23 protein-coding genes and 3 pseudogenes are annotated in these 25,257 nt (G+C 55.8%); 10 read left to right on the top strand and 16 right to left on the bottom strand.

Annotated features, from left to right (window positions below):
- Positions 1-53 precede the first annotated feature (53 nt).
- From P9292_RS43015 to P9292_RS00115, 3 genes and pseudogenes are all read left to right on the top strand, one after another.
- Positions 54-1,158 (top strand): annotated as a pseudogene (locus P9292_RS43015) (hypothetical protein).
- A 75-nt stretch (positions 1,159-1,233) separates the two neighbouring features.
- Positions 1,234-1,542, top strand: coding sequence for a CsbD family protein (locus P9292_RS00120; protein ID WP_309854598.1), 309 nt, complete (start codon positions 1,234-1,236; stop codon positions 1,540-1,542).
- Positions 1,543-1,615: 73 nt separating this feature from the next.
- Entirely contained in the window at positions 1,616-1,990 is a 375-nt protein-coding gene (locus P9292_RS00115; protein WP_309854594.1) for a phage holin family protein, read from the top strand.
- 384 nt (positions 1,991-2,374) lie between these two features.
- Here P9292_RS00115 and P9292_RS00110 read toward each other — a convergent pair whose 3' ends face one another.
- The 3 genes from P9292_RS00110 to P9292_RS00100 all read right to left on the bottom strand — a co-directional run bounded on the left by P9292_RS00110 (position 2,375) and on the right by P9292_RS00100 (position 4,496).
- A complete protein-coding gene (locus tag P9292_RS00110) occupies positions 2,375-3,235 on the bottom strand; it encodes a YsnF/AvaK domain-containing protein (protein ID WP_309854591.1) in 861 nt (286 codons plus the stop codon).
- Positions 3,236-3,318: 83 nt separating this feature from the next.
- Positions 3,319-3,768, bottom strand: coding sequence for a YsnF/AvaK domain-containing protein (locus tag P9292_RS00105; RefSeq protein WP_309851687.1), 450 nt, complete (start codon positions 3,766-3,768; stop codon positions 3,319-3,321).
- Positions 3,769-3,779: 11 nt separating this feature from the next.
- Positions 3,780-4,496: a YrzE family protein gene (locus tag P9292_RS00100; protein WP_309957906.1), complete on the bottom strand. Its 717-nt coding sequence runs from the start codon at positions 4,494-4,496 to the stop codon at positions 3,780-3,782.
- A 308-nt stretch (positions 4,497-4,804) separates the two neighbouring features.
- On the opposite strand from P9292_RS00100, the gene P9292_RS00095 reads away from it, so the two are divergent.
- A complete protein-coding gene (locus P9292_RS00095; protein WP_309854442.1) occupies positions 4,805-5,356 on the top strand; it encodes a DUF1003 domain-containing protein in 552 nt (183 codons plus the stop codon).
- Between the two features lie 27 nt (positions 5,357-5,383).
- Here the strand turns inward: P9292_RS00095 and P9292_RS00090 are convergent, their stop codons facing one another.
- The gene (locus P9292_RS00090; RefSeq protein ID WP_309854445.1) at positions 5,384-5,758 is read right to left on the bottom strand and encodes a response regulator; all 375 of its coding nucleotides are present in this window, start codon (positions 5,756-5,758) and stop codon (positions 5,384-5,386) included.
- On the opposite strand from P9292_RS00090, the gene P9292_RS00085 reads away from it, so the two are divergent.
- On the top strand, positions 5,645-6,070 hold the full coding sequence (locus P9292_RS00085) for a hypothetical protein (protein ID WP_309854453.1): 426 nt from the start codon (positions 5,645-5,647) through the stop codon (positions 6,068-6,070). The genes P9292_RS00090 and P9292_RS00085 overlap by 114 nt on opposite strands.
- Here P9292_RS00085 and P9292_RS00080 read toward each other — a convergent pair.
- Together P9292_RS00080 and P9292_RS00075 are read right to left on the bottom strand one after the other, a co-directional pair.
- Entirely contained in the window at positions 6,067-6,360 is a 294-nt protein-coding gene (locus P9292_RS00080; RefSeq protein ID WP_309854448.1) for a DUF6723 family protein, read from the bottom strand. The genes P9292_RS00085 and P9292_RS00080 overlap by 4 nt on opposite strands.
- Before the next feature lie 345 nt (positions 6,361-6,705).
- A complete protein-coding gene (locus P9292_RS00075) occupies positions 6,706-7,146 on the bottom strand; it encodes a response regulator (protein WP_309854451.1) in 441 nt (146 codons plus the stop codon).
- Between the two features lie 198 nt (positions 7,147-7,344).
- Between P9292_RS00075 and P9292_RS00070 the strand changes: the two are divergent.
- A pseudogene (locus P9292_RS00070) lies at positions 7,345-7,629 on the top strand (transposase); the annotation flags it as partial.
- Positions 7,630-8,210: 581 nt separating this feature from the next.
- Here P9292_RS00070 and P9292_RS00065 read toward each other — a convergent pair.
- The 5 genes and pseudogenes from P9292_RS00065 to P9292_RS00045 all read right to left on the bottom strand — a co-directional run bounded on the left by P9292_RS00065 (position 8,211) and on the right by P9292_RS00045 (position 12,671).
- Positions 8,211-8,970, bottom strand: a pseudogene (locus P9292_RS00065) (IS5 family transposase).
- Between the two features lie 212 nt (positions 8,971-9,182).
- Positions 9,183-10,292, bottom strand: a complete 1,110-nt coding sequence (locus tag P9292_RS00060; RefSeq protein WP_309854413.1) for a DegT/DnrJ/EryC1/StrS family aminotransferase — start codon at positions 10,290-10,292, stop codon at positions 9,183-9,185.
- A complete protein-coding gene (locus P9292_RS00055; RefSeq protein WP_309854410.1) occupies positions 10,285-10,743 on the bottom strand; it encodes an NUDIX domain-containing protein in 459 nt (152 codons plus the stop codon). Before P9292_RS00055 ends, P9292_RS00060 begins: the two co-directional genes overlap by 8 nt.
- Positions 10,740-11,597: a DMT family transporter gene (locus P9292_RS00050; RefSeq protein ID WP_309854407.1), complete on the bottom strand. Its 858-nt coding sequence runs from the start codon at positions 11,595-11,597 to the stop codon at positions 10,740-10,742. Before P9292_RS00050 ends, P9292_RS00055 begins: the two co-directional genes overlap by 4 nt.
- A gap of 3 nt (positions 11,598-11,600) precedes the next feature.
- Positions 11,601-12,671 (bottom strand): hypothetical protein, encoded by a 1,071-nt coding sequence (locus P9292_RS00045; RefSeq protein WP_309854404.1) that lies wholly within the window; start codon positions 12,669-12,671, stop codon positions 11,601-11,603.
- A gap of 877 nt (positions 12,672-13,548) precedes the next feature.
- On the opposite strand from P9292_RS00045, the gene P9292_RS00040 reads away from it, so the two are divergent.
- The 3 genes from P9292_RS00040 to P9292_RS00035 all read left to right on the top strand — a co-directional run bounded on the left by P9292_RS00040 (position 13,549) and on the right by P9292_RS00035 (position 15,507).
- Positions 13,549-14,307, top strand: coding sequence for an IS5 family transposase (locus P9292_RS00040; protein ID WP_309851706.1), 759 nt, complete (start codon positions 13,549-13,551; stop codon positions 14,305-14,307).
- 19 nt (positions 14,308-14,326) lie between these two features.
- The gene (locus P9292_RS43010; protein ID WP_404989517.1) at positions 14,327-14,557 is read left to right on the top strand and encodes a response regulator; all 231 of its coding nucleotides are present in this window, start codon (positions 14,327-14,329) and stop codon (positions 14,555-14,557) included.
- 659 nt (positions 14,558-15,216) lie between these two features.
- Positions 15,217-15,507 carry a hypothetical protein gene (locus P9292_RS00035; protein WP_309854530.1) on the top strand — a complete coding sequence of 97 codons (291 nt, stop codon included), beginning with the start codon at positions 15,217-15,219 and terminating at the stop codon, positions 15,505-15,507.
- A 153-nt stretch (positions 15,508-15,660) separates the two neighbouring features.
- Here P9292_RS00035 and P9292_RS00030 read toward each other — a convergent pair whose 3' ends face one another.
- The 3 genes from P9292_RS00030 to P9292_RS00020 form a co-directional block, all read right to left on the bottom strand.
- On the bottom strand, positions 15,661-19,821 hold the full coding sequence (locus P9292_RS00030; protein WP_309957737.1) for a CheR family methyltransferase: 4,161 nt from the start codon (positions 19,819-19,821) through the stop codon (positions 15,661-15,663).
- Between the two features lie 409 nt (positions 19,822-20,230).
- Complete coding sequence (locus P9292_RS00025; protein WP_309853080.1) at positions 20,231-20,527, bottom strand: DUF6723 family protein; 297 nt, start codon at positions 20,525-20,527, stop codon at positions 20,231-20,233.
- Positions 20,528-20,851: 324 nt separating this feature from the next.
- Complete coding sequence (locus P9292_RS00020; protein WP_309853082.1) at positions 20,852-21,844, bottom strand: chemotaxis protein CheB; 993 nt, start codon at positions 21,842-21,844, stop codon at positions 20,852-20,854.
- A 994-nt stretch (positions 21,845-22,838) separates the two neighbouring features.
- Between P9292_RS00020 and P9292_RS00015 the strand changes: the two genes are divergently transcribed.
- Positions 22,839-23,012 (top strand): Flp family type IVb pilin, encoded by a 174-nt coding sequence (locus tag P9292_RS00015; RefSeq protein WP_309853086.1) that lies wholly within the window; start codon positions 22,839-22,841, stop codon positions 23,010-23,012.
- A gap of 827 nt (positions 23,013-23,839) precedes the next feature.
- On the opposite strand, the gene P9292_RS00010 is transcribed toward P9292_RS00015, so the two are convergent.
- Both P9292_RS00010 and P9292_RS00005 read right to left on the bottom strand, forming a co-directional pair.
- The gene (locus P9292_RS00010; protein WP_309957735.1) at positions 23,840-24,346 is read right to left on the bottom strand and encodes a DUF892 family protein; all 507 of its coding nucleotides are present in this window, start codon (positions 24,344-24,346) and stop codon (positions 23,840-23,842) included.
- Between the two features lie 431 nt (positions 24,347-24,777).
- Positions 24,778-25,257 (bottom strand): HAMP domain-containing sensor histidine kinase (locus P9292_RS00005; protein ID WP_309957733.1); only part of this gene is annotated, 480 nt, incomplete at its 5' end.

The raw sequence follows: 25,257 nt of genomic DNA, 5'->3' as shown, positions 1-25,257 counted from the left end.
AGGCGAACCGGAGCAGGTGCTAGCACAATGGGTCGAAATGCTCACCCGCTTTGATGACCTTCGCCGTGCGGCTCGACACGTTTGCGGCGCAACATGGCGCTAAGGTCTTCTGCGTAGGGACCAACGACACGAGCGTGCTCACCGACATCCGACGCCACGGGCTCGCCAGCTCTACGCACTTACCCAATGCAGGCGAGTACATGCACCGCGATGCGTTCGACGTCGCGAAGCGATACGGCAAGGACCTGTTGGTCATCATCGACCGGTTCGGCACGTCCCGTTTGCCCATGTTTTTTGCATTGAGACGCGTTTCGATGCCGTGTTTGATCGCTATAGTTTCGTGCCGAAGCATTTTACCGATCGTGTGCTGCAATGGCTCAGCGGCCTAGCGCCGGAGCATCTCCCAGCACGTCTTGATGAGTATCACAGCCGGTACGAACATCATCTAGTGTTGAAGGTGCCGACAGCGGGCACCGATGAAGCGCGGGCGTGTCTGTCGGAACGCTTCGCGCACGCGAATGGCGCCTACTTCGAATGTACCGACGACGAAGGCCGCAAGGCGTTTCTGCATCGGTTCGCTGCGGCCAGCGCGGCGGTGCGTTACCTCGCAGTGCATTACCGTGAAGTAGAACATATCGTCGCGCTGGATATTGTGCTTCGACGCAACGACCGTAACTGGTTCGAGCGCTTGCCGGGGGAATCGAACAGGCCGTGATGCTCAAGCTGTGTTACGGAAACTTTCTATGTCATGCGTTTCACCTGGACTATATCGTCGCGAAGGGTCACGACTGCGTGGCGCTCGAACACGAGATGCTCGAGTGGCAGATGTCCGCGGTGCCGAACATCCTGCTGAACTCCAACGTGGGGCACTTGTACGAAGCTAAGCCCGCACTTGCGGATTTCTATAGAAGCTCGATCCGTGCAACTGCTTCAATCCGGGCATCGGCAAAACTTCCAAATACTCGGCGCATCGCGGCGACGAAGCGGAAGCGGTCGCGTAAGTCGCGTGGTTGGTGCATCAATCACAAGGGTGCGACGGCGAGCCGCTTTCACCACTCCTTGAGAACTCGCGCGGAAGCGAGGCCAGGCCAAAGAAAAGCATTTTACGGGTACACAACTTGCACCTGTGCGAAGGTGCCTAACTTACTGAACACTTAGCCGCATAAGGCATGATCTGAGTGGGAGACAATAACGTAAAGGCTTGCTGCACGCCGTTCAACTAGCGGAGGAAACATGGAAACGAATAAGGCGGAAGGAACGGTTCAGCAGATTACCGGTAAGGTGCAGGATGCGGTTGGTTCAGTAATGGCCGACACGGAAACACAGGTCGCAGGGAAGGCGAAAGAACTCGGCGGCAAGGCGCAACAACTGTACGCCGACACCGCCGACATTGTGCGCGATAAGACAACTGATAACCCGTTCACCGCGCTTGCGATCGTGGCCGGCCTAGGTTTCTTATTGGGCGCAATCTGGGCGAGTGCAAGCTCAGCGCCGCCCCGCCGCAACACGGCAAGATATCGCGGGGACGAAGATAACTACTGATCCTTTATAAAAGTCATCAAGCAGCGCGGCGGCAAGGCGTCATCCCCTTGCCACCGAACAGGGGCGAAACCATATGTCGATCCACTCTAAAATCACGCGTTGGCGCAACGTCGGTCAGTTCTGTACAGCGAGGGTGGCGGACTACAGCGAGCTGTTTCTCAGCGAACTTCAACAGGCCAAAGCCAAGGTTATGCGTGAGCTCATCGCAATGGTAACACTTGCGATAGGAATCTTGTTCACGCTGTCATTCCTTTGTTTCGCAATTATCGCAACCGCTTGGCAGACGCCCTACTTTCTTGCTTCCGTTTGGGGAATCGCCGGTCTTTGGCTGGTTGTTTCAATCGCCGCATTTCTCGTGATGCGGAAACAAAAACCAACAACGCCATTCAGGTCGCTTCGGTCCGAAATGCAAGCAGATATCGCGGCAGTTAAGGAGTCGATGAAGTGAGCGCAAACGACGTTAGCACCTCCCAACAGACGGTCCTCGTCCGAATGGGCGCGACACGGGCTGAATTGATCGCGGCCAACCATATCAACTCGTCGATTGCCGAAGCCCGGCGCGGCGAGCGCCCACGTCCAGCTCAACAGGGACCGGTGATTCTTCAGTCGCCTTATGCACAGCTGATTTCCGTGATTTTGGTCGCAACCGTTGTCCTGGGGCCCAAGCATGTGGTGAGATCGGTGTTGGGGCGAATATTCACTCCTTGGATGACATACTCGTTACGGAACTTGTTCCGTCGTTAAGACGGAACATGCGTCGCTAGGTATGCGCCCGCGAGAGTTGAGTCGCCTGGCCTGCCTGTGCAGGACGAAGCAAGCCGGCTCATCAAGGTTAAAGCGGTGTTTTCTTGGTATCAGAAGTAGTCGTCGACGTGCCTTCAAGGCCCGCGGTTCGTTCGACCTCTACCTCAGTCCCACGCACTGTGTCGTTGACGGTCTCGGTTCGATTTGATGCCTCTTTACCGACAACCACTTCCTCGACCACGCGCGCTGTCTTCGCAACGACGGGCTGTTCCGCTGTTTCCTTGATCTCGACAAACCCTTCCTTCAAGTCTGCCGCAGTTGCAGGCCGATCGACCGCCCGCCGTTCAATGCTTGCGTGCTCTTCGTGAAGCGATACGGACTCACTGACTGGCGTCTCCGTCAGCCGTGAGTACACTCGTACACCGCCCGTCTGGACGACACGCTTGCCGACTTCCAACGACTCCTGCACAACTGGAAACGCCTGTCGTTCGGCCGCAACCTGGTCAGCGGTGTAGGCAGGAGCGCTCCGATCGTAGCCGGTGTAGCCGGCACCGCGCCACTGAGCAACGCGCGAGTCAATATCAACAGCGCCAGCCGCATACAGCGAGTCGCGAACACGCTCGCTTGCGGATTCGTCCTGCACGTCCACCGACAAGAGCGCGCCGCCGCGACGAACCGCTTCTTGATAGTGGCCGACTTCCTCGGGACGATCGTCGTCGCCAAAGAGGTTTTTGAAGAAGTGTTCGATGCGTCCCATCGCCCCTTCGTGCTGCTCGCCGGTAGCGCCTGTCGTCACATCGCGCGTGGCCGTCTCGGCACCAAGAGTGGAACCGGCATCGTTCGCGTGCACGCTCATGTCGGAACGGGCGACGCCTTCTGCTTCGAGGCGACTCTGTGCAACCTCGGCATCTTGAAAACTATCGAATATCCCAATGATGGTTTGAGTCATAGCAGCATCTCCATAAAAAGGCCTACGCTAAGCCGGGAATGTTGCGCGTGCGCTGGTTCCGCAACCGCTGTTCCCGGTTACGGTCAATCCACGGTCGGGTCGCGCCTCCACTCGCCCTCCGCACCTTCGCGCCGTTCCACGATCAGCTCCTCGGTGTTGACGAGCACTTGATGCACCATGTCCCTTTGCGACTCGGTGGTCTTAATGTGTACCTCTTCCTTCAAGGTCAGTTGCATCCTGACCACAGGCACGTATTCGTAGACAGGGATGATCAGGGTGTTACCTTCCTGCCGTGGTTCGCTGCGCTCGTCGACCGCGCGGTTGACCGCAACGCGGCTGACTTCGACCTGTTCGCTCCTCAGCCGCATGGCGACGGATTGCATTTCCTCATGCACGACCTTACGCACGCGCACTGCGCCGGTTTCTGTTTTTCTGACGTCCACCGCAAGTTCCTCCTGCACGGCAGCGAGGCGAACCTCGTCAGACACGGCAGCAGGCGGCGGCGGAGCGTTTGGAGGCATTTTTGAGTTCATTGAAAGTTCCATCAAGTACGACGACCCGCTTGAACGGTGCGAGCACGTGCGGGGGCTACATCGCGATCGACTGCCGATCCGCCGCCTTCTTCAAACGGAGGCTGGTGACGGAAGCCGGTCGCGCCCGAAACGATGGCGATGATCGCGCCCACGATCAGCGCGGCAAATGAGAACCAGCTCGCTCGGGCAACGCCTCGCGCGGCGGCATCCGCTGCCGTACGCGCATTCTGCTCGGCGTCCGGGCCCGATGCCGCCGACGCAGCCGACGCCATTGCCGCCTGGATTTGTTGCTTGGCCGAGTCGACCATTTGATTTCCGCTGCCGGCCTGATTTGCAGCTGTCGCACCGACTTGCGCGCTTGTCGCGGCAACACTGCCCGCCGTACTGACGGCTCCAGAGATGAGCGAAGTCATGCCGTAGACAACCAGGAGTGTCATGACTGCCCAAGAGAGCAGGCCATGCAGCCAGCCAAGCACCGGTGCGCAGCGCCCCGCATAATAGGAACCGACGAAAACCGCAATGACGGTGGTGACGATAACCCACACCCCAGAGCCAAATCCAAAGCCGTGCAACGCATCGGGGTTAGACATCGGCGAAAGGAGCGAAGCGCCGACAGCCGCGCCTAGGACGCTCATGATCAAATAAACGATCATTGAAAGGATGACGCCCGCGATGACGGCCCCCCAAGACAAGCGTGGTAGTCCATCGCTGGTTGTAAGCAGTTTCATAACTCCTCCTGATGTTTGTTTAATTTTGTCCAAGCCTATGGTGGCCGCAAACGCCGTGCCATACAGTGAGCCGCAGGCATTCAAGTCCCGATCGATAAAGAATGGAGGTTGCCGTGAACAACGGAACCCTGGACATGAATTCGAGCGCATTTGCGATCTCACATAGCGGATAAAGGCCCGCCTTTAGCTTCCCGGGCGTTTTTTGATGCCGATGCCAGGGCAACACGTTGTCCGTCCATTGCGTTATGTTGGAGGTGGACGAACCCCCACCTGACTTGGCCACTTTCAACCGAGACTCCAGCGCTGACATGACACTAGATCCACGGGCCGACAACAGCACCGCCACGAGCATTTCTGAAGCGATTCACGAAAATCTGGAGAAGGTCTCGCAGTTTGCGCAGCGCGAGGATGCGAAGCGCACCGTGCTCCAAAGAGTGATTGAGCGAGTGAGCGTGTTCTTTGGCGAACCACGGTTCCTACTGACTTTCCTATGTGCGAGCGTGGCATGGATTGTCAGTGACGTCTTGTTGCATCACCTGGGCTATCGCTATTTCGACGAACCACCATTTTCTCTGTTGCAAGGCATTATCACTTTCATCGGCGTCCTAATCACGATGGCGGTGCTCACTCGGCAAAAGCGCTTAGCGCGTGTCGAGGAAGACCGCGCGCATCTTGAACTCCAGATTAATCTGCTGGCCGAGCAGAAAACCACCAAGATCATCATGTTGCTTGAGGAGCTTCGACGGGATCTTCCTCACGTACCTGATCGGCACGACCAACATGCGGAAACGCTACAGGCGGCGACCAATCCAGATGCCGTTCTTGAAGCAATTGAGCAACGAAAGGAGCAGCGCGAATAGCTTGTTTTGTCGATGGAGAGGTCCTCCTCATGTGCTCGGCGCCATTACCCCAAGAAGAGCAATCAAAGCGTCCAGTGCGTTTCCTTTTCGACAATAGGCGTCGATGCCTGCCGGTATGCCTTGCAAGAGTACAGCGTCTTCGGGTAGCGAGGTGTGAGCGACAATCGGTGTGTCGGCACATTGGCTCAGCTTGCGAAGCTCCTTGGCCACGCCGAAGCCGTTCATGAAAGGCATTTCGATGTCGAGCAGCACCACGTTCGGGGGCCATCTCTTGACTATTTCGAAGCAATGAACGCAGTCGGTTATTTTCACCTCGAAGCCTTCGACCTCGAGTACTGCAGCAAGCGCTTGGGCGATTCGTTCGTCGTCGTCGATGACCAGAGCGCAGACAGGCCTGTTCAATGGCTTAAAGATGCGCGTGCTCCAAACGCGGGAGGATGGCAAAAAGTGCGGCGCTTGACATGTGGTTTCCTGGAGGCAAGACCTTTCACACCCTCAGCAACGACGGTGCCAAAGACTGCGATTGGCAGCCTGAATAAGCCGACATCGGAAACGACGGTCATGCGGAAAGCTGTTTGCCATTTCGCTTCTTGCACGCACGGCCGCCCCACGGCCCTGCTCTATTCCGATCCCGACACGGACGGCAGTGGAAGTAGCGGGTTACCGGAACAGGCAGCATTATTCGATCGTGCAAGGACAGGCTCGAAATACTAAAGCTCGGGCCTCAGCGGGTCGCCATCGATGATCGCAAGCCCTTGTCGTTTCGCTGCGTCTACCGCATCTAGCTTGCTACCGAACGGCCCAATCTCTGCGGCGCCTTCAAACGGATAAAGCAGTCGACCATCGGTTTTTCGCACGACCGCCAAAGTTCCGTAGAATCCTCCAGACGGTGATCCGCGGTAGGAAGCGTAGACCTCGACGTCGCTTTCGCTGGTGCCCGCAACAGGAGGCACGACTTTCCTCGGCAAGCGAGTCGTTCTCGGACGCCGTTGCGTTGCATTCATAGCACCTCCCGGGTGAGGAGTCCGACGACACGAGTGCAATCCATGGTCCTCAACAACACCATAGTTGCATGTAGGTGCCTTACTAACGCCAAGTTTGACTAATGGACCTCGGAAGACCCGCGCGAATTCAACGTCAACGACTCGCCTTTCGCAAACCCAGCCACACTAAACGATTTCGGCGATGAACAAGAAATTGGCCAGTTCTAAGGAAGGGGACGAGATATCGGTGTCACGCAATCACCCGATCGTCGACACAAAACGCGCAAAGCTGATTCGCTGCCTCAGGATCCACGCTGCCGAGACCCTTGACCTACCCTTGGGACGTTTCAACCGCTCAGTGCTTGTTCAAGTAGACTCCCGCACGAAATACCGCACTAGCGGAACAAGCCGCTCGGCGTCAGTGGGCTTCGCACAGAACGCATCAAACGCCGCGCTTTTTGCGCGTTCACGGTCCGCGCTCTCTGCGGCGGCTGAATGTGCGATTAAAATCGTGTCGGCAAGGTGCGCTGACTTCCGGATTTGTTGGGAGACATCCAGCCCGCTTATGTCCGGCATCCAGATATCTAGCAACGCGACGTCGGGCTGCCAGTCGCGCGCTTTTCGAAGCGCTGACTCCCCTCCGTAGGCGACGGTCGTGTCGATATCAAACAGGCTCAGCACGCAACAAATAGCATCAGCTGTATCCCGAAAATCGTCAACCACGAGCACGCGAGGCATCGCGACGCCCCGTCTTTTTCGCATCGTCCAGAATTCACATCGAGGCGATAGTTCTGCATCCCACTTCATACGCTCTCCGATTGTTCGACCCGACAACGGTCTGCGGCCACAAGCGACGTTTCGTCGAGTTGATGATGGCTGTGCTCCGACTTCGCGCTCTCGATAATGAATTGTACGAGCACTTCTATAAGAAGCCCTAAAAAAAAGCGCGAACAGGCTACTTACTCTCGATGAACACCCTAACCTTCCATTGTATCGACGACGAGAATGGCTAAGCCGATCCTCCACGACGTACTGTGGGCACTCATTGAACGGCTGCTGCCCCTCCCAAACCGCGACGAATCCGTTACCCGGGACGCAAGCCGCTTGATAATCGAGCGGTGCTCACAGGCATCCTCCTTGTCTTACAGACGGGCCTGCGTGGGACCAATGCCTCGCGAGGTGGGCGACGGCAGTGGCATGAGTTCCTGAAGTCGTTCGCGTGACCGGCAAGCCGCCGGCGCATGGGAGGAGTTGCACGAGGCGCTGCTTGCGCGATTGCGTGTAGCCGACTTAGACCAACTCGACGGCGTAATCTCATCCCCATATTGTGGATCGAAGCCAGCGGATCTGGGCACGTAGGCTGACGTGTTGATCCGTTGATCCGCGTCAATGACGACGGCGAGAATGAGCCCCTCTTTGCGCTGGACAACGATGTGCCCTCTGCAAACGCCAGACGCGAACTAGTGGCTGGGAGAAGGTTTTCGCAGCAAGTTTGCATAGGGTCTTCAGCACCCGCCGCGCCCTAAGATTGATGCTCACGATCAGAGCGCTTCGCCCGATGTGTTAAGTAGCCGTTGGTCTGGGGACGTCGGCCCATCTAAAATAGCGGAGCGACGACCGAGACTTTCTTGGCCGCAAAACAGGGTGCCGGAGATGGACAGGAAAGTGGAAGCTAAAGTGCGGACCGTGCTTGTCGTTGATAGCAGCGCGTCAGATCGTGAGTTGACGACGGCAGCGCTTGCGAAAAGCGAGCGGCGCCTTAAGATGATCGCGGTGGAAGATGGTCAGCAAGCGCTCGATTTCCTGACGTGCAGAGGAGCTTGGAAGGACAGGCTGTCGATTTCGCCTGCGTTCGTTCTTCTAGGGTCTGTTTACATTCTCACTAGCGGTCCAAAGGCACAGGCAAGCGAAGCAAAGGCGAGATAGTTGCCGGCGAGCTTGTCGTAACGCGTGGCGACGCGACGAAAATGTTTGATACGGCAGAAAAAGCGCTCGACGATATTCCGAGTTCGATACAGCACTCGACTGTAACGGCGCTGGATCTTGCGATTCGAACGCGGCGGGATGACGGCCTTCGCGCCCGTCGCGCAGACGTTCTCGACAAACGTATTCGAGTCATAGCCCTTGTCGGCAATGACTGCTCCGGTACGCAGATGCTCTACCAGGGCATTCGCGTACGCGTGATCAGAGGCTTGCCCTTCGGTGACGATTAATCTCAGTGGACGTCCACCGTGATCGACGGCCACGTGCAATTTGGTCGTCAACCCGCCTCGCGAGCGGCCGATCGCTTGCGGACCGTTTCTTTTTTCGAGCGCCTGATGAGTGCTGGTGCGCGCGTACGATGGTCGAATCGATCAACACATGTTTGATCTCGGAATCGTCGGCTACCGCGTGTATCACACTCTCCCACACGCCCTTGCGGCGCCATCTGGAGAAACGCATGTACACCGTATGCCATTTCCCGAACGCCTTGGGCAAGTCGCGCCACGGACAACCCGTGCGGCCGATCCAGAGAACGGCCTCGATAAACCATCGGTTGTCGGCCGCTGTTCGCCCAGGATCGCCTTCCTTGCCCGGCAACACCGACTCGATTCGTGCCCATATCTCGTCACTTAGTAACGTTCGGATCATCTTGCCCCGCTCGTGCAAAAGACAAGACGTAAAACATTTCATCGAATGAAAACAGACCCTAATTATCGATTAATGGATTTGTCAAGTTGATTCCCAGCCTTCAACTTGACAGCGCCTATTGTCTGCGGCACGGAATGCTTGTGTGGGAATGCTTGGTTACGGCGTTGCCACTTATCGGGACTGGCGTCAAAGCGGCATTTACCTGTGATGGCTTATATGCTTCGTATTTTCTTTATTATCCGGGCGCCATTGGTTATATCCTGCAAGCTGATATTGTCATGTACTGGTAAAACCAATAGCCGGTGAAGGAAGGATATTGCGTTAGGTAACCGTCCATTCCCGGGGTGATAATCCGAGAAAACCGGATAACACGTAATTGGTTTCAGTTCATATCGGTATGGATCAGTCAGGAATTCTCTAGCAGCGAGTTCCTCCGCAAACCGCACCCCATCCGTATCGTCATCAAAAAGCATGATGCAGGCATAAGGGGCACTCGTACCGCTATCAGCGACCTGAATCGGTGCGAGATGTTTTACACCAGATAGATGTTCTTCCCACGCCACGCATAACTCCTGGCGCCGTGATAGATAGCTGGCAAGGTTACGGATGGCGTTCATCCCCGCAATAGCCTGGAATCCAGACAGTTTGTAATTCACACCAAACTGATTACCGTACGCCTTACCGTCAAAACCGAGTCTAATAAATGCCCGCAGGCGTTCGGCGATATCAGCATCGTTGGTTGTAATAAAACCACCTTCGCCCGTTGATAGCAGCTTGTACTCGTGAGTGCTAAAGCAACCAATTCGACCTTTTAATCCTTCCCGTCCACAGGGCGTTGACGCGCCCAGAGACTGTGCGGCATCTTCCAAAATCGGAACGTTAAACCTTTCAGAAAGTGACAGCATTGCTTTTGACGTACCGGGATTTCCCCACATTCCACAGGCGATGACCACTTTCAGACCCTTTTCCATCTCGCGTTCCAGTTGCTTCGGATCCATACAAAAGCTATCGCCATCGGAATCAATAACAACGGGTATAGCACCTAGCTGAACGACCGGCACTACTGTCATCACGGCACATATCGCTGGTACGGCGACACGACAACCTTTACCGATGCCCATAGCTACCAATCCGGCATGAATCGCCGCAGTCCCTGACGAGACGGCGATAACGTGATTGACCTGGAAATACGTTTCCAGCATTTTCTCGTATTCACGCACCACAGTGGAAGTGCCAGAATAGTCGCGGTATGTCAGCAGACTGCTCCTGTATGCCTCTGCTGTCTGGTCAGTGATGAGTTGAGGGCCAGTCGACTTAATCATTATGAGTGCTCCATCCCCACTCAAGGTAGGGCTCTGTTCCATCACCTGCCAAAGAAAGAAACACGGGAACGATATAATCCATTAGGTCAATATCAGGGCCCATCGGAGACATGAATCTTATTGCACTGCATTTATGTGGTTCGGTATTGACGGGTTGCCCCTGCCAGTTGGTCGCTTCCATAAACACGTCGATGACCCGACGATCTGCGGTTCTTCGGTGCATCATAGAATGAAATATCCAGTCCGTTTCCAAGACGGACAGACCAGTCTCTTCTTTTAACTCGCGACTGGCTGCCGTGGTTAAAGATTCTTTTTCATCAACGTGCCCGGCTGGGAACGACCATTTTCCATCAGCATAGCCGGTGTTTGCCCGCCGGAGCATAAGCACATGATTGCCATTGCGGACGATGCAGTAAATCGCCAGATAGGGGCGTTCGCGTTCGATAGTCATTTAACTGACCTTCCCGTGTTCATTTTTTGTGTAATTCCCATAGCAACAATTGAAACGACGATTAGTACCTCACCATTCATCTGAATCGGACTCCCTGAATAGCCGAAGAAGGGCAGCGATATCAGCGTTACGACCACGGGCGACAGCGCACGTAGCGCGGTAGCAACATGAAAATCAATGGTTCCTGCTGATTTGATGTAGGCAAACATTGAGTAGAATATAAATGCGGCACTCAATACGATGTAAATTATCCCATGAATCGCAATCTCGCTGAAGGGCCATCCCTTTTGACTAACGGATAAGCAACCAAGCAGTATCAGAAGACAAAAACCGTTGGTTCCCAGAGGTACACAGGGATGGATATCTGTCGGTTTCTTTTTCAAAACGGCGTAATTAAGTGCAAAAAGTAGTGAAGAAAGCAGCGTAAGCATCACCGCCTCGAAGGTGACGCTCCCTGCGGCGGCAGGCAGCGACGAAAGTACTACCCCTGTGATGCAAGCCAGCAACACGAAAAGCTTTGTCGTTGTCAGTTTTTCGCGGAACCATAGCACTGATATAAGCGTGCCGAAAATGATGTAGCTGCGCGCAACAAAGGAGTGCGTTCCTGGCGTCAATTTTTCCAGCCCTTTATAGAAACACCAAGTACCGAGCGAATTGAATAGAGCCGAAGCCAAACCATTCCGGGAGCAGAGATATTGGGCCAATTCGCTTACGCGAGCATACATTAACGCGAGAGAAATAAATGTCAGGGCGTAGATCGCGAGAAACGCGTTTTCACTGACCTGGTTAAGGGCGAGCTTAGCCAACAGCACAGAGAGTGCATTCAGAAGGACGGAAATAAGCTGACAATACATGAATCACCACAAGTAGTTTTTCATGATACGTGTAATTTTGCTGATGATGATTTTTTTCTTGTGCAGGGATGAGGGGGAACGCCCTCGTGCAAGATCGTGGTGTACATGTAGCGACCAGTCGCTACGGCTTCTCAGGTAATCGGTGGCGTAGTGAATCGGGGAATAGGTAACCTGCGAGCACGTCCGAACGTTGTAGCGATGGATCTCGCGGGCAATAAAGGCGATTTCGTTGTCAATTGACTCTACACCGCACTGCGCCAAATGCTGACGCTGTTGAAATGTTTCTTCTATGATCGTAGGAACTGACGCGTGGACACCAATCAAACCGTTGTCATTAAACTGTGCCATGCTGTTTTTTAACGTGATGGAGGGGCCGAGCCTTGTCAAACAACTGTACGTGTGGAACTGCGACGGTGTGAAAATTTTATCGTAGATATCGGAAGGCACTGTAAGTGCGCCCAGTTTACCGAAGTAAATGATTTCAGCAGGTCGAAAATTCTCGCAAATAGAACGCGCGATGCTCCCAGAAAGTCGGCCCCAGAAACTGAACTTACAGCCGAGGAAAACCACATTATTCTTCGCTTTCCAGCACATGTAAAAATCGTTTTCTTCAAACGAAATGATCTTGTCATGCATATCGGCAATTAACAAATCACAGCAACCGATGACAATTTGGCTACCCCGCGCGATATCGAGTTTATTTAGACCAGTCATGGCCGGATAACGACGATCGTTGAGAATATCATATCTAATCGTAATCAGATCCTGCGGACTTGATATTCGGGCTTTAAGGTAATGCAGTACCAGTGATGAGAAATGACGAATATAATCATAGCCGGATGGAATGCGAAGGATGACGGACTCATGTTGATCATCATCAACATGAGTATGCCAAGTGGGCCTTAAGCTATTAACCACTCTGTGGGTCTTCCTGTAACTAAAGTCAATTTGGTTCGGCAAAAATCTATCGCTTCCTTGGTTCTCCACTACGAGGCGGATGCGATTCGCGGCAACATGCTCCAGTAAGTCGGCGGGAAGTTTTTGCTCTACATACCGTTCAAGGCTATGCGACATGGTGTGTTCAAGTGCGTAAGACACTGGAATTTTATGAATCGGAATTTGACCTGTCCGCATAGAAATAAATCAAACTTTTTAAACATGATAGTGAAAGAGGTTCTCTCGCGATAGCGCTGTTGGGTTAGAGAAATCTTTCCACCGTCTCATCACGTTAGCCGACAAACTGCGGCTTCATCGTCCCGCAGCAAGCGCAACGCTCCGTCCATGTTGCCCGTCAAGAAGCTCAGTAGAATCAGCCAGGGCAGCGCTGCTACTGCCCAGAGATGACTTGGTCGCGTCCGGCGGCAAGAATCCAATGGAATTTCAAGCCCAATTACGGTCGATCGCGCACTTTCACCGTAATAGGCCCGACGACGAAGCGCGAAGTGCTGTGGGATCGGGCCAAAACATCAGCAAAAGCTTGCGTGCGACGCGCACCGCGAAAGCAAAGCGTCTTTAAGCTCAGAGCGTCGAGGAGAAGAGTCGCGCGTAAACAGGACAGAACCGAGGCACTTTTGAAGAGCATGCCCTTCTGAGGCCTCAGACCGATGATTGATAGCGCACCGACTGTTCAAACGTTGGCCGCTTGGTCGCGCGAACCAGAATTGATGACCGCTCGATGGGAGGATGGCAGCAGAATATTTACGTTTCATAGGCTTCTCTTGATTGAGTCGCAGCCGTACCAAAAAAGGGGGCAGTGATTCAGATTTGAGGGGCATTAGTCTGACCTATACTGCCCTAAAACGCAACCTGACAGTTACCATGCCTCGATTTCACGTACAGCAGAAAATTTGCTAATTTCTGTTTGTACGGAGGTTCGAATGTCAGAGAAGCTAGGGCCGGTATACATTCGATGAAATGTTTTACGTCTTGTCTTTTGCACGAGCGGGGCAAGATGATCCGAACGTTACTAAGTGACGAGATATGGGCACGAATCGAGTCGGTGTTGCCGGGCAAGGAAGGCGATCCTGGGCGAACAGCGGCCGACAACCGATGGTTTATCGAGGCCGTTCTCTGGATCGGCCGCACGGGTTGTCCGTGGCGCGACTTGCCCAAGGCGTTCGGGAAATGGCATACGGTGTACATGCGTTTCTCCAGATGGCGCCGCAAGGGCGTGTGGGAGAGTGTGATACACGCGGTAGCCGACGATTCCGAGATCAAACATGTGTTGATCGATTCGACCATCGTACGCGCGCACCAGCACTCATCAGGCGCTCGAAAAAGAAACGGTCCGCAAGCGATCGGCCGCTCGCGAGGCGGGTTGACGACCAAATTGCACGTGGCCGTCGATCACGGTGGACGTCCACTGAGATTAATCGTCACCGAAGGGCAAGCCTCTGATCACGCGTACGCGAATGCCCTGGTAGAGCATCTGCGTACCGGAGCAGTCATTGCCGACAAGGGCTATGACTCGAATACGTTTGTCGAGAACGTCTGCGCGACGGGCGCGAAGGCCGTCATCCCGCCGCGTTCGAATCGCAAGATCCAGCGCCGTTACAGTCGAGTGCTGTATCGAACTCGGAATATCGTCGAGCGCTTTTTCTGCCGTATCAAACATTTTCGTCGCGTCGCCACGCGTTACGACAAGCTCGCCGGCAACTATCTCGCCTTTGCTTCGCTTGCCTGTGCCTTTGGACCGCTAGTGAGAATGTAAACAGACCCTAGACGTCAAAATGCCGAGCTCCGATGGTTTTGACGTCCTGCGCCGAATACGGCAAGCTCCCGAACTTTCGAGGGTCCCGGTGGTGATGCTGACGTCGTCCAACGGACACGAAGACGTGCGTCGGGCTTACGAACTAGGAGCGAACGCTTACATCATTAAGCCACTTGTTGTTTCCGAATACTTCAACGCGATTCACCACGTCGCAAGCGTTTGGGGAGCATTGAACCACTCGCCGCGGTAGCCGTACAGCGCACCGTGAGGAGGTGTTTTGGAACGCCCAATTAAGCGCTTGAAAGACCTGAGTTGCGACAATCGCTTCGTTAAGACTCGCGCCTTCCGAATGGCGTCATTTTCGGCACCTACAACGTGTGGAATTTTGGCTGCGGCACGGCTCACGTTCGTTACCTAACAGTATGACTTCGTCACATTAGAGCAGATTGATTATCGTGTCTCGCAAGGGCACGTTCCTTCAGCCCGCTCTAACGATCGGCTTTTTTTAGTGGTACGTACGTTCGCGTATATTTGTAACTTTGATTGCGCCGATCCCGCTGCGGTTGACTCGACGCAAATTCTCTTTGGCTTTCAGTAAGCGGTAGCCTAAGATCAACAAGTGTCCTAGGTCTAGGCACATGTCACGATAGCAACGGTGTCGGCCCGCTTTGGCGGGCCGACCGCCTCTCTTCGCGATCACGAAATCGCGCGCCAGTGGAAACAGTCCGCCACACCACGAAGTCGGTAGGTCGTGACCGTAGCTGACTGTTCTCTGGCAACATCCGGTGATCGCGCCGCGCCGAGTTGAAGCGAGGGGTAAAGGCTATGTGGCCTCACCTAGTGGGCCTGCGTCTCATGGCACGACGATTGTTGAAGCATTCACAACTTGCGTTCGTTGTGGAGGCCACTATGGAAGCGTTATCACCGCAAGCCTTGCAGGTTGTCTCGGAACGCTGGAGCGTATTGCTCAATGTTTTGGACCGGCACCCTGGCCGATATCCGGAGCAGCTCTATGGCAACGTCATCGCGCTCATTGCTCAAACGGAGCGCCTCCTCGACGCGGATTATTTTGAGAATGAAGTTTTGCTAATCGCGAATCGGCTAGCGCAGGAAGGTAGTCTAAAAATGGCGCTCTTCCGACTCCACGAGATCATTGAAGCGCGCCGAGAAAGCTTGAGGCCAGACGCTCGCGTGCAATGAGCAAAGCGGCGTGCGCCACCGTAACCCGGTATGAAACCTGGCGCTTGCGTAGAGCTCGTGGAGCATTCGTCGGTACTGGTCAGTTACCGTTGATAGCCAGCTTAGCGTATTCGTCTGTAGGTGGAAGTGACTATGGAGGCTTGAAGTATTGCGTCAAGCCTCTCCCAAGCTCATCCGAAGCCGCTCAAGCGACACGGGCTTCGAGATGTGTCCGTCAAAGCCCGCCGCTAAAGCCTCACGCACCGAGGCCTCGCCACTTTCGCCACTTACTGCAAACGCCCGAATACGCTTCGGAGTTTCTAGACTTCGCGCCCGCTTGATCAGTTCGTACCCGGACATCTCCGTCATGCGGATATCTGACAACAGCACGTCGTAGTCTCCGGCTTCGAGCATGGTCAGTGCTCTTTTGGGACTGCTTGTCATGTCAACATCAGCTCCTTCGCCGCGAAGCAGCTCTGCGAATGCGGATAAGCTGTCGCCGTCGTCATCGACCAGCAGGATGCGATGATGCAAGGACATGGGGGATCGCGAGTCGTCGGGTTGTCTAAGTCCGGCGGCGGACAACGGTAACCTGACGCGAAAGCTCGTGCCCAAGCCCTTACCGGCCGAGCTTGCCTCAATGCTTCCGCCGTGGGCCCGAACCAGCTCCCTGACGAGCGCCAATCCAATACCCAGTCCGATCCGGCGCGGACTAATCGGTTCCGCCGCTTCACCCTGGCTAAAAAGCTCAAAGACCTTAGGCAGGAAATCGGGCGAAATACCGATGCCTGTATCGCTAACTTCGAGCGTCGCGTGGCGCTCATCAACGCTGACTGAGACACGTATGCTGCCGCCTGCGGGCGTGAACTTCACCGCGTTGCCGAGCAGATTCCAGATAATCTGCTCGAATCGTACCGCGTCACAGTCGCACACCACCGTGTCAGGCGCCTGCAACTGGAGCGTGATGTCCTTGCGTGCCACGTCCGGTGCCATGGCTTCGCTCAAGCGCCGGACAATCTCCACAACATCTATCGGTTGCCGATGCAGTCGTAGTTTTCCGGTCTGAACCCGGGAAAAATCAAGCAAGTCGTTGACGATTGTTTCTTGCGTCGATACCGCACGCATAATGGTCCCGCCGAGCCGCTGAACGGCAGCAGAGTGCCTTGTTTCCGGCAAACGGATCAAGAGCTCGGCATTGACCTGTATGAGATTCAGTGGTTGCTTAAGCTCATGCGCCATCTCAGCCAGGAAGCGATCCTTCAAGTCCGAGCCAGCCTTCACCCGGGCGCTCGCGCGCCGCTCTTGTGTCATCTGTTCATTGTATTTCGACTCTCGGCGCTTCGCATTCGATACGTCCCGGGCAATCTTGACAAATCCTCCTCCGTTGCTGGTGTTCAAGGGTGTCATGACGCCGCTACAAAAGAAGCGCGTTCCATCCTTGCGAAGATGCCAGCGTTCATCTGCAGCGCGGCCCGCTCGCGCCGCAGCGCTGCGCTCTTGCTTGGGCGCGCCCTCCGCACGGTCCTCCGGGGTGAAGAGGACGTCGATCGACTGACCTTTAATTTCGTCCGAACGATAGCCGAACATGACTGCAGCGCCTTCGTTCCAGGTCGTGATGACGCCGTGCAGGTCGGTGCTCAACACGGCAAAGTCTTTGCTTGACGCGATGGCATCCCGAAGGCGCTCTTCGGTGCGCTGAACGCGGCTTTCTGCCGCGCGCAGCTCGGTCACGTCGATGAAGGTCAAGACCGCTCCCCCGATCTTGTCCTGACTCGTGCGATACGGCTGAATGCGTGCAAGATAGTGCTCGTCGTCGACGCTCGTGACGCTGCGCTCGATGGGCACCAACTGCCTGAATGCAGCCGTTGCGTCTTCCACGATTTCGTCGTAACGAAGCCGGTTCGTCACATCCATGAGAGGCCGGCCGACATCCGACGGGATGAGAGAAAACAAGCGGCGCGCCTGCGGGGTAAAACGCTTCACGCGCATCCCAGAGTCAACAAAGACCGTTGCGATCTCCGACGCTTCCATCAAATTGCTCAGATCGTCGTTGTTCCGCCCGGCCTCGTCAACCTTCATGCGTAATTCGAAGTTGACCGTGGTCAACTCCTCGTTGGCGGACTGCAGCTCCTCCTTACTTGTCTCCAGCTCTTCCTTGGCCGAACGCAACTCTTCATTGATCGCCTGGAGCTCTTCGTTCGACGCTTTCAGTTCTTCGTTCGATACGGCTGAGCGATCAAGCGTGTCCTGCAGATGCGACTTCAATGCCCGGTTCTCATCTTCCAGGCGCTGGATGGCCGCTTCGTAGGTGGTGACATCACGGTCGCTTGCCTCTGAAAGAGGTGCACTGGCCTCAGGCGGTTGGTCAAAGAGTACCAGCCAGTACATCGACTCCTCGTCGGCCGACTTCACAGGGTCCACGGTAAGCGTCATGACGGGACCGGTGGCGCGGCCTTCTTGGTCACGTCGACTGAACACGGCCTTCACGCGCTGCTGGGAGGCACTCGCGCGATACAACGCGGCCCGCAGCTCCAGCCGAATGTCGGGTGCCACATTGTTCAAAAGATTACGCGTGGGCACGCCTGCACTGAAAACGATAAAGTCACTGGCGCCTCTCGAGACTCGTTCGATCTCGTAATCCGCGTTGATGAGCACACTCGGGGGCGACGCGGCGGCGAGCGCACGATCGTGCAGCGCCTCGAGCGGCTTGCCGCGACGCGTATCGAAGCTGTGGGTCACCGGTTTGCCTCGCGAACCAGACCGCGGATGGATTTCGGTGGCAATCAACCTCGATGGGATTCTGCCCCGGGCGTTCGCGCCAGCGTCACCGCGTAGTCGAAGAATTCGGTGCTCCTTGCTGATCGTCTCGAACGCCGTGCTGATCCCGTCGATCGATTCCGCATTGCCGAGAAATAAATAGCCGCCCGGCTTCAATGCATAGGCGAACATGTCGAGAACCACCGCCTGTGCGGTGCGATCAAGGTAGATCAGCAGATTGCGGCAACAGACCAGGTCGAGCCGTGAAAAGGGCGGGTCGCTTAGCACGTTATGCTGCGCAAAGACGATCATCTGTCGCACGCTGGGGTGCACGCGATACCGAAGATCTTCTTCCTTCTCGAAGTAGGCGAGTAATCGGGATTCGGTCACGTCGGCCGAGATGTTCGCCGGGTAGATGCCGGCTCGGGCTACCTCAAGCGCCGCTTCATTGATGTCAGTTGCAACAATCTGCACCCGCGGGGGCTGCGGCATCCGGTCCGCGTATTCCTGAATCAGGATCGCGACCGAGTAGCTCTCCTCTCCCGATGCGCAAGCCGGTACCCAGATGCGCGCCTCTTCTCCCGCTGGGACGCTATTCATCAGATTCGGAATGAGGTCGTTTTGCAGAGCGGAAAAGGAGCTCTGGTCGCGAAAGAAGCTGGTTACACTAATCAGGAGATCGGCCAGCAGCGGGCTCAACTCGCCGGGATTGCGCCGCACGAAGTCGCGATACTCTGCAATGCTGGTCAGCCGGTTGACTCGCATTCTGCGCTCGATGCGACGTTGCACCGTGGCGCGTTTGTAATGTCGGAAGTCGTGTTTGTTTCGATTTCGAAGTGCCGCCAGAATGTCGTACAACGCTTTTTCGTCGGACGTGTCGTCATCCACCTCGGCTTCAGCACCGGCGTCCGTCGCCAGCGCGGCATCGGAATCCGACGAACGGCTTCGGGGGGCTCTTGCGAGGTCGACCAACCGCCGGCCGATTTCCTCCGCGCTCAAGACCAGGTCGATCGCTCCTGTGTTGATGGCCGCTTGCGGCATCTCCCCGTACTCGGCGTCGTCCGGCTCCTGCGCAATCGTTAGCCCTCCTCGCTCCTTGATCGAAGCTAGCCCCAGTGAACCGTCTTGGCCCGTTCCAGACAGGACGATGCCGATCGCGCGTTCCTCATGCACTTCGCCTAGGGTTCGGAAGAAAAGATCGATGACGGATGAAGGCCTGTTGCGGCTTGCCTCACCCGGCTGCACATGCCCGTCATCAGTGATCAGCTTGGTCGCAGGCGCAATGACGTACACATGTCCCGCTTCTAAGCGCGTCCTGACGCGGACCTGGCTGACCGTCAGCGGTGTGACCCGCTGCAATATCTCGGCCGCGCTGCTTTCATGGTCAGGCGAGAGGTGCAGCACCACGACGATCGCCAAGGGAGCTTCGGCGCCAAGTGTTTCGAGCAACGCCATCGTGGCCTGCAAGCCACCGGCGGAACCTCCAATGCCTACGACCAGCGGTCTCGCCGAAGCATCGGGAAGAAGTGGAAGCGACCCCGCGCGGCCATCACCGGCATTTTGTTGATCTTGTTCCATGACTCACTCGGTCGGAAGACTCGGTCGGGCGACAGCGTGCTCTTCCCTTTGCGGCGACGTGCCCCGGGCGCAAACGCCAATGATTATGGTCTGGCCTGATGCTGCGTCCTCCTACGCGACGTTCCCGAGCGCGATCATGAAGCGGTTTTTAAGCGTGCGTGACAGTCCCAAGAACTCCGTAGCCGCCAACCTATCATAGCGTTGGTTTCACCGTGCGAACGGTCGACTGGCGAGCTCGACTGCTCGACTGCTCCGAGGCGGGGTCGGAAAAAATTGAAGGCAGGATGCTGGCAGCCTTTTAAAATAATCAAGTCGGAGCGAGCTCAGACGGTGCTTGCACTGTCCGATAGCTGGAAGGTCAGTCAGATGGCGCGTGATTTCAACGGCGCGCTTACCTTGCTGCTGTGCGCTATATCTCCGGATAAGCGAGATCTGCTGCGACGATCTCGGTCCCAAGCGTTACGGCGGCAACCGATGCCTCTTGTTTCGTGGGAAACGGACCAATGGGTCCTGCTCCGTCAAAGGGAAACAACAGCCGTCCGTCTGTGGTACGAACGACCTTTAACGTGCCATAAAAACCGCTTGCCAGTGTGCCCCTGTACGACGCATAGACAACGAAGTCGCCTTTGTCTGCGCCTGCTTTCGGTGGCACCGGCTTGGTCGGATAGAGGACTAGTTTGGGTCGCTTGCCTGTAGTGTGTGCCATCGACGTATGCCCTGTAAGTGAAGACAACTTAACCCAGCATTGCGTGAGCCCGGGAACATGTCCCTGTTTGGGAAATCAAAGGCGCTAGCAGGCGATGCAAGAGCCTTCCCTATCGCCGGCGGGGCTTCGATGGACGTACCTGCAGCGCGACGCGTCCGTTTTGTACCCCTTACGGACAAACCCTCAATTACGTTCTCGTCGGTTCGCCCGCGCCGCAGATCATTCCGTCGTCGCAATCTTTTACTCTTCGAGGCTTCTGGCCTGGACGAGCCGGCCGCGGACGAGCATTGGTGACGCACGTCAAATGCGTTGGGGTTGCAACTGTCAGCTATCGATCAGGCCCTCTCGCACGACGCGCAGAGTTGACGCTTTTGCCTCCTCAAGCTTAGCAACTCGGGCAACTAGATGCGAGACGTCAAGTCCGGCCACTTTTCCCTCTTCGAGTTGCTCGCGTGCCAAGAAAATCCGTTCTTCGATTGCCCGAATCGCCTGCCAGATTGCATTCTCGGATTGCCGGCGTTGCTCATCTTCCAGGGCCACCGCGGAAAACGCGTGACCGGTGTGACAGCGATAGCGCAGCGGCATCCCGCTACCGATGCGCCATACAACGCCGCCGCAGTCGGGGCAGGTCAGCGAGCTGCGCACGCCAATGGCATCGAGATCAGCGAGCTCGATCTTCCCGGTACGCATCATTCTGTCTTCCGACTCGGCCGCCAATGCGTCCGCTTGATTTTGTGCCTTTGGAGTGGTCATGGTTGCCTCCAGTGCTTGACGGATGGCCGTGCCTAGCTCCGCAATGGGAACCACGACGTCGGCGGTGGTGGCTCGCAGCGCATTGATGGGCATGCTAGGCGAGCGGCAATCAGCGGGATCCTGGACGATGGTGTACCCGCCGCAGGCGCGCACCGCCCGCATCCCTGCGGCCCCGTCGTCGAGGTCGCCGGTCAGAACCACGCCGATCACTCGTTGGCCGTACGTGACGGCCGCCGAGCGAAACAAAGGATCCGCCGCTGGGCGGGTGAAGTTCTCTTTCGGTCCATTGGATAGCAAAGTTCTGCCGTTTAAGAGCAGCAGGTGACGGTCCGGCGGCGCAATGTAAATTGTCGATAATGCAAAAGGCTCATTGTCCGCGGCATGTCTCACCGGCAAATTGCACACGGTTTGTAAGATGGCGGGCAAAATGCTCGGATAGGCGCCGATATGCATCACCACGAACACCGAGGCGGGCAGCTCCCTCGGCAGCGTGCTGAACAACTGCTTGAGCGCTTCCAAGCCGCCCGTCGACGCCGCTACTACTACGATATTTCGTCGTTCCATACGTTCCTCGCTTGGTGATAGCGCTGGGCGTGCTTGTCCTTGTTTTCCGCGCCGCTTAGGCAGCCATCAAGACAAGAGCGAGGCGTCGTGCTACGGGTACCTGACTGTTTATCAGACGCGGGCCAGGGGTCTTTAAAATTCGATCTCGCCTTTTATTCTTGTGTGCAACCGCCGATCCTGCGAAGCGGCGGAAACGCTCTTTTGGCATCGCAGATGCGCAGAGGCGAGGCGCAGGGCTAAGGCCCAAGGGCCGAACCAGTCGAAATTGTCGCTAGATGCGCACCCACGTCACGTAACGCGGCATTCAAGGCGCCAAGTGTTCCGGAACAACACGGTCGTTGTGGATAGCGCACAGCCGAGAATTGCGATCTGAGAAAGCCGTTCCGCGATGGTACACGACATGCTTAATCATCGGACGGTTTCCTTTTTATTACGGAATGCATTGAGGTCAAGACATGACAATACTTCTAGAGGAGTCAAATTTAAGGCAGGCTGACGGCGACGTTGGCGGCTCCTTCATCGAAGCCCCTGATCCGCTTCTTGACCGCCATCTCTACCCGAAACGCGCATATACCGATCTGACTTGGCGATTATTTTCGGAATGGCGATAGCCAGTGTTGCTTTTCCGAGCATTTTCTTATTACTTCTTTTGCTCGGATTTTAGGGGTCAGGGTTGGATCATACTGCGCGAACTGAGCAACGCATCGATATTTTTCGTGTTAGAGGCGGTTGTTCGGCGTTACAGCAAAAATAGTTCGTTGAGGTCGTTAAAGATTTGGCGCGCCGCGCCGATAGCGGGAAGGTGGAGTATCGCGTAGGCGCAGTGCCCAAGCATGCTTCATACATAGAGGCTGGCAATAGGCCCGGGTACCCGATCAGACTTTGCGCCCAAAAACCCTCGGATTCGTCAACTGAGAGAGACGCATACCGATGCAGACGACCGATCAGTACACCGGGCGAACGACACTACAACGTTGACCCCGAGGATCGAATCATGACGCAATTCTTCAAGCGCTATCTCAACGATACGCGCGGCATTACCGCAATCGAATACGGCCTGATCGCTGGCGTACTTGCGCTGGGCATCATGACCTCCGTGAGCGGACTCGCCACACAACTCTCGTCTACTTTTACCGCCATTACAACGAAGCTTTCGACAGTCCGCTAAGCGTGCATGGCTCGCCGCTGTTCATGCGGGCACGGCGGGCAGTTGACACCACGGGAGACGCATTCCCAGCGGTCTTGAGTGCACCGTGATCGTCGCAGCATGTCTGCGTTTGCTCGGCCGATCGATCCGTCGCGCTCGGCTAGAAGCTATTGGTGCTTACTGAAGCTTTCCCGGGCTACCTAATACTGTGGTTGCGTTTCGTCTATTGGGTATGCAAGTCGGGTTGCGCACGCGTCATCGACGACTTGTAAGCCGTAGTCAAACGCTCTCCTGTATTCATCGTCTATATCATCCGAAAGGCCGAAGGCGATTGGAGTCCACGACTGCGCACTCCGGTCCACGATCTGAAGTACCACAACTTCTTCCTGATCGACCGGCTGCAAAACGATAAGGCGATAACGGCGATAATAAAGTTCCATATAAACCTCATATCGGATTAGCTTCGGACGATGCAATGCCGCACGTCGCTTGCAGGAAAGCAGCTTTTTAAGGCGCGATGGCGCCGCCGCCCTGCAGTGCGAGCGCAACCCGCTCCAATCCCCCTTCATTCTTGTCGTGCTCCGTCATTCATGCTCCGTGAACTCGGTAGGACCTGCTCCTCCCGCGCATGCACAACAACAGAAAGTGGGCGAAGTCGAACCAGAAGATGGAGCAGTGCCGTGACAGGGAATCAGTCATGCGTGGACGTCGTGCCTCCGGCTGCTCGGCGGTCTTTCAACGAGCGCTTCTGAGAGCAGCCCGTGGCTAGCCAGAACCAATGCGGCTGACGCTTACAACTGCCGTGCAAGTCAGGCGCCGCGTCTGAGGTCAAACGCGGCGCGCCCGTTTCACTTGCTGATTTTTGCGCCTGCCTCCTCCTCAGATAGCTCTTGCTCGGCGAGCATCGTCAGCTTTTGGTCTGTGGCTTTTTCTTCTTCCAGGGTTTCGAGAAGAAGATTCATCGCGTCGGCGTACCCGAGCTTTTTGGCAAGGGCTGCGAGGGTGCCATAGCTCGCAATCTCGTAATGTTCGACCTTTTGCGCCGCGGCGATCAGTGCTGCATCAAGGATCGGACCTTTCTCGATTTCCTCGATGTGCTCTTGACCTTCTGCAACAAGCCCTTCCATCGCCACGCATTTGACGCGCTGGAGCTTGATTTCGGTGCTCGCTACCACCTGATCGATCCGCTCGATCTGCCCCTGCGTCTCCTCAAGGTGCGTCTTAAAAGCGGCTGCAAGATCCGGGTTGGTCGACGCGCGGGCGAGCTTCGGCAGCGCCTTCGTCAACTGCTTTTCTGCGCTATAAACGTCAGACAAGGCGTGGATAAACAAATCTTTTAACGTTGCTACAGCCATGGTAGTTCTCCTTAAAATTTATGAGCGCCGCGTTTCGAACAGGCCTGCACGTGTTCATTTCTCTCCCTAGACTTAGGAAGTCGAGCGCTTTCTTTGTCGTGAATGAGCGCCGTTATGCATAACACGATTGAGCAATGGGTATGCCGCGCGCTGAGCGAACGCATGGGCCAGGTCAATCAAATGAGCATTGGCGTAATGCCCGGTCAGCTATACGGCGAGGTCGCGACTAGCAAGCTGCTCCTCGGCGGAACTTCACTTATAAATGCAAAGGTAGAGCGCGAACTCGTCACCCCTGACGCTGGCGATAGCGCTGCTGTCACACTGCGGTTGCCCATCGCACTTTATCGCAACCGTATGGCCATCCCCTACTCGTGCGGCCGCTTGGCTGCTTCTAGTCGTCAGGTATTTTCACGGTTGAGCAGTTCTGGCAACTACGCTGTATATCCCGGCAAGTCAATGGTGAAGATGCAACCGACGCCCGGTCGGTTCTTGACGCTCAAGACGCCTTGATAGGTTTCAACGCTCTTTTTTGTAATCGATAGACCTAACCCAAGGCCGGTCTTATCGGCGGACTGCTGCGTAAAGGGTTCGAACATAACACGTGCCGCGTCGGGCGGAAGTCCGCCGCAATGGTCCTTGACGTCGATGAGGATTCGATCCGCTATCGCGTATGCGCTAAGGGTGACTGTGCTTCGCGGACGGGTGAACTTGAACGCAATTTGGATAAGGTTTCCAAGAGCCGAATACAGGGCATCGCGATCCGCGCGGAACGCGAGCGTATTGTCGACCGCTAGAACCGTGAGTCTTACGCCTCTAACCTGAGCAACTATCTGAGCCGCATGTGCGACCTCGGCAATAAACGCGGCCAGGCAGTGGGTTTCTGCCGCCTGTCCTGCGTTCTCAGCCGCTTC

The sequence above is a fragment of the Caballeronia sp. LZ001 genome, assembly GCF_031450875.1.
Taxonomy (GTDB): Bacteria; Pseudomonadota; Gammaproteobacteria; order Burkholderiales; family Burkholderiaceae; genus Caballeronia.
The sequence above is the reverse complement of the archived record's forward strand: the minus strand, read 5'-3'. Positions and strand labels throughout refer to the sequence as shown.